Here is an 11,816-nt window from a genome sequence, read left to right as displayed (position 1 = left end):
AGGGCGGGTCGGCCGGCCCGAGAACTCGGGGTTCACGGCCGGCCCGCGTCGCCGCACACGTGCCGCGGCGGGGACGGGAGCGGAACGTGCGGCGAAGGTCACGAAAATGTATCGGACATATCGCGCATCAACCTTCACACGGGCCACGCCGGTTGGCTAGCGTGCCGGAAGGCCGCTCGACCGCAACCGGCGAACCTCGCCGGGCCGGGCGGCCTCCGCCGAGTCCGGTGCGCCGCGAGGCCCCGGAGCCGGGGACCCACCGACCTTGGGGTGAATCGGTCCACCGCCTCTCGAGGCGAGGACCGTAGGGCAACCTTCCGGAACCGTCCGCCCGAACCCTCCCCCACAGCCTGAACGGCGCGGGGGTGCCCCCACCGCTAACTCGGTAGGCGGATAACGGAAGGAGTCGCCTCTCTTGGCGTCACACCGCAAGGCGCGCCCCTCGGGTGCGCGCATCGCAGGCATACGGACCCCGGCCCTCGCCACGGCGGCCCTCACCTCCGTGGCCCTGCTCTCCCAGACGGCCAACGCCGCCCCCTCGGCCGAGCCCAGGCCCAGCATCGAAGAGGTCTCCAAGAAGGTCGACGCCCTCTACCACCAGGCCGAGACCGCCACCGAGAAGTACAACGCGACCCGGGAGAAGACCGCCGAGCAGCGCAAGCGCGTCGACACCTTGCTCGACGACGTCGCCCGGCGCACCGACAAGCTCAACTCCGCGCGCGAGGAACTGGGTTCGTTCGCCGCGGCGCAGTACCGCACCGGGGCCGCCGCACCCGACACCGCGACCCTGCTGCTCGCGGACAACCCGCAGGACTACTTCGACCAGACCCAGCTCATGAGCCGGCTGACGACCCGCCAGAAGGCGGCCGTCGACGACTACGTCACGGAGCAGGCCGCCACCACCAAGAAGCGGACGGAGGCCACGCGGAGCCTGGAGTCGCTGACCGCCACGCAGAAGGAGCTCAAGACCTCCAAGGCCACGGTGCAGCGGAAGCTCGCCGAGGCCCGCGACCTGCTCTCGAAGCTGAACGCCGAGGAAAAGGCGCGGCTGGCGGCGATCGAGAAGAAGAAGCAGGAGCAGGCCGCGGCCAAGGCGGCGGAGCTGGCACGGCAGCAGGCCGCGGCCGAGAAGGCCGCCAAGGAGCAGTCCTCGTCCGGCACCACGACCGGCACGGCCTCCGGATCGGCCTCCGGATCGTCGGGGTCGACGGGGTCGACGGGGTCGACGGCCACGGACTCCCCGTCCACGCCCGCGTCCTCGTCGAAGGCGGCCGAGGCGCTCGCGTTCGCCCGCGCGCAGATCGGCAAGCCGTACGTCTGGGGCGCCACGGGCCCGGACTCCTACGACTGCTCGGGCCTGACCCAGGCCGCCTGGAAGGCCGCCGGCGTCAGCCTCCCGCGCGTCACCTACGACCAGGTGAACGCCGGCACGACGGTCCCCCTCTCCGACGCCCGCCCCGGCGACCTGGTCTTCTTCTACGGCGACATCAGCCACGTCGGCCTCTACATCGGCGACGGCATGATGATCCACGCGCCGAAGCCGGGAGCGTACGTCCGCGAGGAATCGATCTACTACGACGGCACCTCGGCGATCCACAGCGTGGTGCGCCCGGCGTAGACCGGGACGAGGGCACCGCTCTCAGGGGGGTGCGCGCGGGGACCGGTGAAGCCCCACGCGCACCCCGCGTTCTCGTTCCCTCCGCGCGCGCCCCGCCCGCAACCGCTCCGGAGATACCTAGCATCGGGCGCATGCCAGACACACCGGACATGCCGGACGTCATTCCGCTCCGCGCCTGGTGGACGGGGTGGGCGCCCGCCGCCGGGGCCGCCGTCATGGCCACCGGCATCCTCTCGATCGGGCTGCACCTGACCGGTCACGAGCCCCTCTCCCGGATCGCGCTGCTCCTCGCGTCGCTCATCTGGATCGGGCTCGCCTCGGACTTCCTCGCCCGACTGGTGGGCGACCGGGAGCAATGGGCGCGGCGGGCCGGCACGCCCGCCGGGCTCGACGCGGTCGCGGCGACCACCGTGCTCGGCACCCGGTTCTCCGTACTGGGGTGGCGGGGACTCGCCGAAGTCCTGCTCGCGCTGTCGGCCGCGCTCTGGCCGGTCCTGCTCCTGGCCGTCATGCGGCGCTGGCGGCGCCGTACGACGGGAGAGGTGTTCCTCGTCTGCGTGGCCACGCAGGGGCTCTCGGTCCTCGGGTCGGCGATCGCCACCGAGGCGGGCTCGGACTGGCTCGCGCACGCCGCGATGACGCTGTTCTGGGTGGGGGTCGCGCTCTACGTGCTCTCGCTCGCGCACTTCGACCCGTGGGAGGTGAGGAAGGGTGCCGGGGACCACTGGGTGGCGGCGGGGGCGCTCGGCATCTCGGCGCTGGCCGGGGCGGGACTGGTCGTGGCGCGCGACGCGGACCAGTACCTGTGGAACAACGACGACCAGGGCGTCCTGCGCGCCACGACCGGCGCGCTGCTCGTGCTCGACCTCGCCTGCTACGTCCTGCTGGCCGTCGCGGAGGTGGTGTGGCCGCGCCCGCGGTACGACGTGCGGCGCTGGTCGTCCGTGTTCCCGATGGGGATGACGGCGGTGGCGACGCTCGCGGTCGCGGCCGCCCTGGACGTCTTCCGGCTCAAGGGGCCGGGACAGGTGCTGCTGTGGATCGCGGTGGCCGCGTGGCTCGCGGCGGTCGTGGGCACCGCCCTCGCCTTCAGGTCCGCCGTGCGGGACCGGGGGCGCTGATCAGGCCCGCAGGGCCGATCAGGAGCGCCGATCAGGTCCACAGGACGGCGATGAAGACGTTCGTGACGGTCAGCAGCCCGACCAGGCCGAAGAGGCGCTTGTCCACCGTCTCGTCGTCCCGCTTCACGTAGACGAGCCCGAGGATCACGATCAGCAGGGCCAGCTTCACACCGATCTTGACGGTGTTGACCGTGCCGCCCTCGGCCTGGTTGAGCCCGACCAGGGCGACCCCGGTCACCAGCATGGTCAGCGCGCCGTGCAGCATCGCCGGGACGAAACGGGCGGTGCCCGCGCCCATCGCCTTCATCTGGGTGAAGAAGCCGCCGAGGAGCGCGGCGATGCCGATGATGTGCAGGCCGACGAAGAGATGGATGAGTACGTCCATGGGGCCGGAGCCTAACCTCACCCCCTGACACCCCTCCCGGCCGGGTCCACCCCTCGGCCGGGCCGGTTCCCCGGACGCCTCCGCCCGCCGGACCACCCCGCCTCCCTGTCCGCCTGCCCCCGCCCGCCCGGCGCCCCTTTCCCACCGGACCCCCCTTGCGCCGCGGCCCCCGCAGCCACTCCCCCGCCACCCGGCCGTCGCGTGTCACCCATAGCACCGGCACCGCGCGAACTGTCCGGAATCCACCGCATCGGTCATCACCCCGCGCGAAGCCGACGGTGCACAGCCAGGAAATTGACCACATACGGTCTCTCGGCGATCCAATGGCGATAGTTCCGTACATAGCGTTACCAACAGCGCGCTCGCAGGTTTAGCGTCCTCCACCAGGTGACCGGCTCCCCACCACCGTCCGGGCCAGGGACGGCAGTCGGGCACCACCGCCGAGAAGGTCCGGCGGCGGCACGCTCCCCCTGTGAGCCGCCGCCGGACGTGTCACCGCTTGACCGCACCTCAAGGGCGGTCGCACGGAAGGATGTGGGCCCTCGTGGCAGCGCACCGCAAGGCCAGACAGCGCTCGATCGGCGGAAACACGGCCCGCACGGCAATCACCATCGCCCTCGCGGGCGCGGCCACGGCCACCGGCTTCGACGGGGTCGGGCACGCCGACCCCCAGCTGTCCCCGGCCCAGGTGAAGGCCCGGGTCGACAAGCTGTACCAGGAGGCGGAGGCGGCCACCGAGAAGTACAACGGCGCCAAGGAGAAGGCCGGCCAGGCGGAGGCGAACCTGAGCAAGCTCCGCGACGAGGCGGCCCGCCGGGAGGACCGGCTCAACTCGGCCCGGGACGCGCTGGGTTCGATGGCGGCGGCGCAGTACCGCAGCGGCGGACTCGACCCCGTGGTGCAACTCGCGCTCTCCGACCGCCCCGACCGGTACCTGGAGGGGGCCGCGTTCGCCGAGCGGGTCGGCACCCGGCAGTCGGCGGAGATCGCCGGAGTACGCGAACAGCTCCGCGAGCTGGAGCAGTTGCGCGAGGAGGCCCACACCGAACTGTCGACGCTCAAGGCGCGGCAGACCGAGCTGAAGCGGCAGAAGAAGACGGTCAACGAGAAGCTCACCGCGGCACGCCGGCTGCTCGACCGCCTCACTCCGGAGCAGCGCACGCAGTACGTGGAGCGGGGCGGCGCGAACGACCGGCAGCACGTCTCGCGCGACGCGGCCCGCGACCCCGCACCGGTCTCGTCGTCCGGTGCCGCCGGGACCGGATCCGGCGTCGCGGCGCCCGACTCCCGGGCGGCGGCCGCCATCGCCTACGCCCGCTCGAAGCTCGGCAGCCCCTACGTCTGGGGCGCCACCGGCCCCGACGCCTTCGACTGTTCCGGTCTCGTCCAGGCCGCGTACCGCTCCGCGGGCGTCTCCCTGCCCCGCACGACCTACTCCCAGATCAACACCGGGCAGCGGGTCTCCCTCTCCGAACTCCAGCCCGGCGACCTGGTGTTCTTCTACCCGGGCGTCACACACGTGGGCCTCTACATCGGCAACGGCCAGATGATCCACGCCCCGAACCCGTCGGCGCCCGTACGGGTGGCCCCGATCACCGAGATGCCCCTCGTGGGGGCCGCCCGGGTCGCCTGAGGCCCGGGGTCAGACCAGTCGTCGTGCCGTCGCCCAGCGGGTCAGCTCGTGGCGGTTCGAGAGCTGGAGCTTGCGCAGGACCGCCGAGACGTGCGACTCGACCGTCTTGACGGAGATGAACAGTTGCTTGGCGATCTCCTTGTACGCGTACCCCCGGGCGATGAGGCGCAGAACCTCGCGTTCGCGCTGGGTGAGGCGGTCCATGTCCTCGTCGACGGGCGGGGCGTCGGTGGAGGCGAAGGCGTCGAGGACGAAACCGGCGAGGCGGGGGGAGAAGACCGCGTCGCCGTCCTGGACGCGGAAGATCGAGTCCACGAGGTCCGTGCCGGTGATCGTCTTGGTGACGTACCCCCGGGCGCCGCCGCGGATCACGCCGATCACGTCCTCCGCGGCGTCCGACACGGACAGCGCGAGGAAACGGACCGGCTGCTCGGCGTCGGCCATCAACGGAGCGCAGCGGCGCAGTACTTCGACACCGCCGCCGCCGGGGAGGTGCACGTCGAGGAGGACGACCTCGGGGCGGGTGGCCGTGATGACCGTGACCGCCTGGTCGACGTCCGCGGCCTCGCCGACCACTTCGACGCCGGTCCGCCCGGTCTCGCCGATCTCGGCCTGGACGCCCGTACGGAACATGCGGTGGTCGTCGACGAGCACCACGCGCACCCGGCGCCCACCCCCGGCCGCGGGGGCCTCCCCGGCCGAACCGCCGGACTCCACAGGCTCGTTCGTGTCGCTCATGACGTTTTCTCCGCCCTCTCCATCTCCAGTTCGACCTCCGTGCCGCCGTCGGGCACCGCGCGCAGCCGCGCCGTGCCGCCGTTGCGCTCCATGCGGCCGATGATCGATTCTCTGACGCCCATGCGGTCGGCGGGTATCGCGTCGAGGTCGAAGCCGGGGCCGCGGTCACGGACGGACACGAAGACCGTCCTGCCCTCGACCTCGGCGTAGACCTGCACGGCGCCGCCCTCGCCACCGTACTTGGCCGCGTTCACCATCGCTTCCCTCGCCGCCTGCATCTGCGCGGTCAGGCGGTCGTCGAGCGGGCAGTCGCCCACGACGACGACCTCGATGGGAACGCCGTGCTTGTCCTCGACCTCGGCGGCATGACCGCGGACCGCCTCGGCGACGGTGTCGGGCTCCTCGTCCTCGTCCTTGCCGCTGCCGTCCGGCTTGTAGAGCCAGGCCCGCAGATCGCGTTCCTGGGCGCGGGCGAGGCGCCGCACCTCGTTCGCGTTCTCCGCGTTGCGCTGGATCAGGGTCAGGGTGTGCAGCACCGAGTCGTGGACGTGGGCGGCGACTTCGGCCCGCTCCTGTGCGCGGATGCGCATCAGGCGCTCCTCGGAGAGGTCCTGGGTCATCCGGATCAGATAGGGGCCCGCGAGCAGCGCGATGCCGACGAGGACCGCGAGCGCCGCCTGGAGCACCGAGCCGAGGTGGGCCGCGGAGCCCTGCAGGACGAAGATCCCGGAGACACCGGCGGTGACGAGCAGCACGCCCGCCGCGGACCGCAGCAGCGAGAGCGTGCGGCGCCGGCGGCCGACCTCCGCCCAGCGGGCCCGCCGCGCGTTGTCCGCCTGGCGCCAGACCAGGGCGACGCCCGCGCCGACGAGGACCATCGGCCACAGATAGACCCTCGTGCCGCCGCCGAGGTTCACGTTGCCGACGAAGACCATGGCCACGACGACCATGAGGAGCAGGGCGACGATCTGGCCCTTGTCCGGCTTGCGGGCCACGAGTCTGCGGCGGCCGTCGGGCGAGGTCTCGGTGGTGAACGCGGGCGTACGGCCGGATCCGACACCGCCGACCCCGAGCGGCACGAAGAACCAGAACGCGGCGTACAGCAGCGCGCCCAGCCCGTCCGCCATGAACAGTCCGACGAACACCAGCCGCACCCAGACCACGGGCAGCCCGAGGTGCCCGGCGAGCCCGCGCGCCACGCCCCCGAGCCAGCGTCCGTCGCTGCTTCGGTAGAGCTTGCGCGGGGGCCGCGGGTCGTCGGTGGGCATGGCTACGGCTTCCGGCATGGCATCGATGTTCACACGCCCGGCGTACGGGAGCATCAGGGTCGGCCCCGGATACTCCCCTGATCTTCACGCATCGGCGTTCGAGCCGCCCCCTCCCCCCGACTCCGGGCGGATATCAGGGTTCGGCCAGGGTCATCCCGACTGCCGCCGCGCCGCCCCGCCCGTCACCATGGACGCATGACAGATCAGCAGCACGCGGCGACGGAGCCGGACCCCGGCACCGCTCCGGGTGACGAACCGCGCGCTCACGGGGAAGCGGCCGCGGCACGGCCGGCGGACGCCGGTGCCGACACCTCCCCCGGGGCACCGCGCGGGTTCCGGCGCGACCGTCGGCAGAAGATGCTCGGCGGGGTGTGCGCCGGGCTCGGCCGGCAGTGCGACATGGATCCGGTGATCTTCCGGATCGTGCTCGCGGTGCTCGCCGCGACCGGCGGGATCGGCCTCATCTTCTACGGCTTCGCCTGGCTCTTCGTCCCGTACGACGACGAGGAGGAGAACGAGGTCCGCAAGCTGCTCACCGGCCGTGTCGACGGCCCCGCCCTGACCGCCGTGCTCTTCGCGCTGGTCGGCTGCGGAGTGTTCCTGTCCATGCTCAAGAACGGCGGTGTGCTGACGTTCGCCGTCGTCCTGTCCCTGCTGCTCGCGGGCGCGGGCTACTGGTCGCAGAACCGCGGCGCCGCGGACCCGGACCCCCTGGCGGCGCAGGCCGCCGCCGACGCCCCGCCGGAGGCGAAGGCCCCGCCCGTCCCTGCCTCCTATCCCTCCTGGTGGCGCGACCCGATCGTCAAGGACGGCTCGCACGTGGGCGGCACCGGTTACATGTGGGGCCCGGTGGAGGCCGGTGACCACGATGTGGCCGCCGCGCCGAGCACCGCCCGCGGCACCTCCCGCCCCGGCCCGCGGACGGAACGGGAACCCGTACGACACGGCCCCCGCCCCATAGGCGGACGGATCTTCCTGCTCGCCCTCCTCGCGGGCGGCCTCACCACCGGCCTGAACTGGCACGACCGGGCGCTCGGCACCAGCCTCCAGGCCGGACTGGCCGCCGCGCTCATCGTGTTCGGCCTGGGCATCGCCGTGAGCTCCTTCCGCGGCCGCACGGGCGCGGGAACGGTCTTCCTGGCGGTGATCACCGCGGGCCTCCTCGCGGCCTCCGCGGCCCTGCCGAAGGACATCGGCACGCACTGGGTGCGGACGACCTGGGCTCCGGCGACCGCGGCGGACGTGAGGACGAGCTACGACCTGGGCACGGGAGTGGGCACCCTCGACCTCAGCCGTGTCGACCTCGCCCGGGGGCAGACGGTGAAGACGAACGCCGAGGTGGGGGCGGGCCAGCTGAAGGTGATCGTTCCCCAGGACGTGACCGTGCGGCTGACCGTCGAGGTGGGTGTCGGAGACATCCAGCTGCCGGGTGACGACAAGAAGGACGTGGACGTGGAACCGGGCAAGCACAAGCAGGTGACCCTGCCGCCGACGACGGGGAGCAAGGACGGGGGCACCCTGGACCTCGACCTCCAGGTCGGCGTCGGCCAGGCGGAGGTGGCCCGTGCCGCGTCATGAGTTCCAGCCCGGAAAGCTCGTGGTGGGCCTCTTCCTCACCGCGGGGGGCATCGCCTACGCCGGAGACGCGGGCGGCTGGTGGGAGACCGAGTGGTTCGCGATCATCCCGGTCGTCGTCGTCGGTCTGTGCCTCGCGGGCGCCGTGGCGTCCGTGAACCACGCCGTCCGCAGACGCCGTACGGCCCGAAAGCCGTCCAACTCCTAGGGCCTGTCGGTAGGGTTCCCCCTTGCCGGGAGGTCGGGAGGGCGCGGATGGCCGCACGGGAGCACGTCGACAGGTCGCGCGGCCGGGTCTTCGGCGAGGTGGCCGAGCTGTACGACGCCACCCGCCCGGGATATCCGGACGAGCTGGTCACGGAGGTGCTGGCGTACGCGGCCCTGGGCGGCCGCGCGGCGCTGGAGGTCGGCGCGGGCACCGGGAAGGCCACGGTGCCGTTCGCCGCGTCGGGAACCGCGCTGGTGTGCGTCGAACCCGACCGGCGCATGGCCGAGGTCCTGCGCCGCAACACCGCTTCCTGGCCGGCGGTCGAGGTGCGGGTCGGTCCCTTCGAGGAGTGGCGGCCGGACGGCCGCCGCTTCGGCCTCGTCCTGGCCGCCACGTCCTGGCACTGGCTCGACCCCGGGCGGCGCTGGGACCTGGTCCACGAGGCCCTCGTCCCCGGCGGCGCGGTGGCGCTGTTCTGGAACCTCCAGGGTGTCCGCGACGCGGGGCTGCACGCCGCCCTGAGCGAGGTCGACCGCCGGCACGGGATGGTGAACACGCCGCACGGTGAGCCCGCGTCCTCGTTCGGCGAGGTGCCGGGCGACTGGGGCGCGATACCCGGCTCCTGGCCGGAGGACGAGTGCTGGCGCGACGGCCGCTTCACCGACCTGCGCGCGTCCCGTTTCCGCCGGAGCCGGCACTACGACACCGATCGGTACGTGGGGTACCTGGCGTCACTCTCCGGCTTCCGTGTCCTGCCCGCCGACAGGCGCGACCGGATCCTGGCCGAGACGGCCCGGGTTCTGGACGCGCACGGCGGCGGCATCGACATGGACCACCTGAGCGACCTGTTCCTCGCCCGCTCGGGGCCTCAGTAGGCGCTCCGGCGTCGTTGCCTGATCACGGCGTCCAGCGACCAGTAGGACGCCCCGGCCAGCACGAGGGGGGTCCAGCAGAACAGGTACGGGAGATCGTTGCCGTAGTAGTACGGGTCCGAGGCCCAGCTCACGGTCAGCCACAGGCTGAGCGAGATGAGCGCGCCGCCGAGCGCGGCGAGACGGGCCCACAGTCCGATCAGGGTGCCGATCCCGACGGCGAGCTCGCCGAACGCGATGGCGTAGCCGAAGCCGACGGGGCTCTTCAGGGACAGGTCGACGAGGGCCGGTATGGCGGCGGAATCACGCACCCCGCGCATCATGTCGCCGATCGAGCCCGAGCCGGAGGCCTTCATGAAGGCGCTGTCCGTGAGTTTGTCGAGGCCTGCGTAGACGAAGGTGACGCCCAGGAAGATCCGCAGGGGCAGCAGGGAGTAGCGGGTCGCGGTCTCCCGCCAGTCCCTTCGCTCCCCCAGGTTCTGGGGGTGAGTCTCCGTCCGCATACCGTGAGTCATCGCTCTCCGCCACCTCTCACCCGTGTGCCGTTGGCCACTCACCAGACCATACGTACGAATCGGTTCCCCTACTCACCCCCCGGAACCCTTTCCCTGCCTCCGGCACAAACTTCCTTCGCCCCCTCCGCCCCTACCCGACCCGCACCCGGGGGCTCCGCCCCAGACCCCCGCTCCTCAAACGCCGGAGGGGCTGAACTTTCCCCGGCCGGGGCTGAAAACTGCACCCGCAGCCGGGATACGGCGGAAGGGGCCGTGCCGGTACATCGATGCCCGTCGCCACCGACGGCCACATCTCCGCCCAACGGCGACGGGCTGATGCACCGGCACGGCCCCGACCCACCCACCGGCCGAACCCGCGACGGCACCGGCACCAGCACCGCACCCGCGACGGTCGGCGCACCGCACCCGCGAACCGCCAGAGGCGAGCGACCTCAGTCCGTGACCTCGATCTCGTACCGGTTCGTCTCGACACCCGCCGCCGTGATCACCTGCACCTCCACCCGCCCCGGCTCCACATCCACCGGCACGGGCACCGTCAGCACCGCGTCCGTGGGATTGCCGAACCCCCCGGACACCGGCACCAGCGGCACGTGCACGTGCACCGCTCCTATCCGGACGACCATCCGCGACAGCCGGTCCGCGGTCCCCGCCCCGGGCGGCACGAACCCGGCCCCCCGGATCTCGATGTCGTCCCCGGTCCGGATGGGCGCGTCCAGATCGCCCGCCTCGCGGGACCGGACCACGGAGAGGATCACCGGCCGCCCGCCCTCGGCGTACTTCCCGGCGAGATAGGTCGCGGCCGACACCAGCACCAGCAGGGCCAGTCCCCACGGAAGATCGGGCAACTGCGACGGCTTCCGGGCCAGCCGCACCAGCGCGAAGACCAGGGCGACCCCGCTGATCACGACGTACTGGATGTCGGCGAAGCTCCCCCGCCCGGCGTCGTCGGTCAGCAGGTCGGCGGCGCGCGGCCGGTGTGCGCGGACCTTCTGCAGCCGCTGTCCCAGCACCCTCAGTCCGACCACCCGCCGCACCAGCACCGCGACCCCGCAGACCACGGCGACGACGGTCACGACCCCGGCGGCCCCGGCGAGTTCGAGCCCGGCGACGAGTTCGTCCCGGCGGCCGGGCGTCGAGACCGCCGCCAGCTGCCCCACCAGCACGAGCACCGCGTACACCGTGAGCAGCACCCAGCCGGCCGCCACCGCGCGGGAGGTGGAGAGCCGGTTGTCCTCACCGATGACCGGCGCGAGGGCCCCGCCCCGCGCCCGGTGCAGCCAGGCCGCCCCGCTCAGGAGTCCGGCCGACACGACCGCGGCGAGCAGCCCCGCCGTCCGCGCCGCCGTCCAGCCGGCCCCGATGGCGGTGAGCGCCTGCACGAGCAGGAGGACGACGACGCCGGCCCAGACGGTATACGCGGTGTACCGCCACAGCCGGCCAAGCCACGCCTCGCCCTCCAGGCGGCCCCGTTCGGCGACGACGTCCGCGGCCTGGGTGAGTTCGTCGGACACCCACTGCCGGGACGCGGAGGCGGAGTGCGCGACGCCGGCGGGCAGCCCCTGCCCGGACGCCAGCGCGTCACGTTTGGCGAGGAACGCGGCGACGGCCCGCCGGTGCCCCGCACGCGCCCCGTGCGGGCAGTCCCCGCACGTGCAGCCGCCCTCGTGCACGCCCGGCTCCCCGCCGGCCCTTCCGCCGACGCCTCCGCCCGGCCCGCCGCCCGGAACACCGCTCCGTCCGGCGCCGACCCCGGCCCCCGGCCCGGCACGGTGCCCCGCACCATGTCCCGCCCCCTGCACAGCCACGCCCACTGCCGCCTTCCCGCGCCAGAAAAACTCCGTAAAGGTGGAATGTCACGAACATCCGGCCGCCGCGCCCCCACG

At 72.9% G+C, this 11,816-nt stretch carries 11 protein-coding genes; 6 read left to right on the top strand and 5 right to left on the bottom strand.

What is annotated here, in order from left to right:
* The first annotated feature begins 415 nt into the window (after nt 1-415).
* Together ACICHK_RS24420 and ACICHK_RS24415 are read left to right on the top strand one after the other, a co-directional pair.
* Nucleotides 416-1,618 (top strand): NlpC/P60 family protein, encoded by a 1,203-nt coding sequence (locus ACICHK_RS24420; RefSeq protein ID WP_406838555.1) that lies wholly within the window; start codon nt 416-418, stop codon nt 1,616-1,618.
* Nucleotides 1,619-1,749: 131 nt separating this feature from the next.
* On the top strand, nt 1,750-2,739 hold the full coding sequence (locus tag ACICHK_RS24415) for a tellurite resistance/C4-dicarboxylate transporter family protein (protein WP_406838554.1): 990 nt from the start codon (nt 1,750-1,752) through the stop codon (nt 2,737-2,739).
* Between the two features lie 31 nt (nt 2,740-2,770).
* Here the strand turns inward: ACICHK_RS24415 and ACICHK_RS24410 are convergent, their stop codons facing one another.
* Complete coding sequence (locus ACICHK_RS24410; protein ID WP_151469158.1) at nt 2,771-3,124, bottom strand: hypothetical protein; 354 nt, start codon at nt 3,122-3,124, stop codon at nt 2,771-2,773.
* A 544-nt stretch (nt 3,125-3,668) separates the two neighbouring features.
* Here ACICHK_RS24410 and ACICHK_RS24405 point away from each other — a divergent pair.
* On the top strand, nt 3,669-4,757 hold the full coding sequence (locus ACICHK_RS24405; RefSeq protein ID WP_151469159.1) for a C40 family peptidase: 1,089 nt from the start codon (nt 3,669-3,671) through the stop codon (nt 4,755-4,757).
* A 9-nt stretch (nt 4,758-4,766) separates the two neighbouring features.
* Here the strand turns inward: ACICHK_RS24405 and ACICHK_RS24400 are convergent, their stop codons facing one another.
* Nucleotides 4,767-5,495, bottom strand: a complete 729-nt coding sequence (locus tag ACICHK_RS24400) for a LuxR C-terminal-related transcriptional regulator (RefSeq protein WP_406838553.1) — start codon at nt 5,493-5,495, stop codon at nt 4,767-4,769.
* Nucleotides 5,492-6,781: a PspC domain-containing protein gene (locus ACICHK_RS24395; RefSeq protein ID WP_406838552.1), complete on the bottom strand. Its 1,290-nt coding sequence runs from the start codon at nt 6,779-6,781 to the stop codon at nt 5,492-5,494. The genes ACICHK_RS24400 and ACICHK_RS24395 overlap by 4 nt, the downstream gene beginning before the upstream one ends.
* Before the next feature lie 177 nt (nt 6,782-6,958).
* On the opposite strand from ACICHK_RS24395, the gene ACICHK_RS24390 reads away from it, so the two are divergent.
* The 3 genes from ACICHK_RS24390 to ACICHK_RS24380 are packed head-to-tail and all read left to right on the top strand — an operon-like array spanning nt 6,959 to nt 9,421.
* Nucleotides 6,959-8,341: a PspC domain-containing protein gene (locus ACICHK_RS24390; protein ID WP_406838551.1), complete on the top strand. Its 1,383-nt coding sequence runs from the start codon at nt 6,959-6,961 to the stop codon at nt 8,339-8,341.
* A complete protein-coding gene (locus tag ACICHK_RS24385) occupies nt 8,328-8,546 on the top strand; it encodes a hypothetical protein (protein ID WP_406838550.1) in 219 nt (72 codons plus the stop codon). The genes ACICHK_RS24390 and ACICHK_RS24385 overlap by 14 nt, the downstream gene beginning before the upstream one ends.
* A 47-nt stretch (nt 8,547-8,593) precedes the next feature.
* The gene (locus ACICHK_RS24380) at nt 8,594-9,421 is read left to right on the top strand and encodes a class I SAM-dependent methyltransferase (RefSeq protein WP_406838549.1); all 828 of its coding nucleotides are present in this window, start codon (nt 8,594-8,596) and stop codon (nt 9,419-9,421) included.
* Here the strand turns inward: ACICHK_RS24380 and ACICHK_RS24375 are convergent.
* Together ACICHK_RS24375 and ACICHK_RS24370 are read right to left on the bottom strand one after the other, a co-directional pair.
* The gene (locus ACICHK_RS24375) at nt 9,415-9,933 is read right to left on the bottom strand and encodes a DoxX family protein (RefSeq protein ID WP_406838548.1); all 519 of its coding nucleotides are present in this window, start codon (nt 9,931-9,933) and stop codon (nt 9,415-9,417) included. The two genes, ACICHK_RS24380 and ACICHK_RS24375, sit on opposite strands and share 7 nt — an antisense overlap.
* Before the next feature lie 431 nt (nt 9,934-10,364).
* A complete protein-coding gene (locus ACICHK_RS24370) occupies nt 10,365-11,603 on the bottom strand; it encodes a hypothetical protein (RefSeq protein ID WP_406838547.1) in 1,239 nt (412 codons plus the stop codon).
* Nucleotides 11,604-11,816 lie beyond the last annotated feature (213 nt).

The sequence above is a fragment of the Streptomyces sp. AHU1 genome (genome assembly GCF_045343905.1).
Taxonomy (GTDB): Bacteria; Actinomycetota; Actinomycetes; order Streptomycetales; family Streptomycetaceae; genus Streptomyces; species Streptomyces triticiradicis.
This window is presented reverse-complemented; position numbering and strand designations above follow the sequence as displayed.

Bases quoted from the DNA above. Each gene is read 5' to 3' on its own strand.
- ACICHK_RS24400 (WP_406838553.1), bottom strand. From the start codon at position 5,495: ATGAGCGACACGAACGAGCCTGTGGAGTCCGGCGGTTCGGCCGGGGAG.
- ACICHK_RS24415 (WP_406838554.1), top strand. From the start codon at position 1,750: ATGCCAGACACACCGGACATGCCGGACGTCATTCCGCTCCGCGCCTGG.
- ACICHK_RS24375 (WP_406838548.1), bottom strand. From the start codon at position 9,933: ATGACTCACGGTATGCGGACGGAGACTCACCCCCAGAACCTGGGGGAG.
- ACICHK_RS24390 (WP_406838551.1), top strand. From the start codon at position 6,959: ATGACAGATCAGCAGCACGCGGCGACGGAGCCGGACCCCGGCACCGCT.
- ACICHK_RS24380 (WP_406838549.1), top strand. From the start codon at position 8,594: ATGGCCGCACGGGAGCACGTCGACAGGTCGCGCGGCCGGGTCTTCGGC.
- ACICHK_RS24395 (WP_406838552.1), bottom strand. From the start codon at position 6,781: ATGCCGGAAGCCGTAGCCATGCCCACCGACGACCCGCGGCCCCCGCGC.
- ACICHK_RS24410 (WP_151469158.1), bottom strand. From the start codon at position 3,124: ATGGACGTACTCATCCATCTCTTCGTCGGCCTGCACATCATCGGCATC.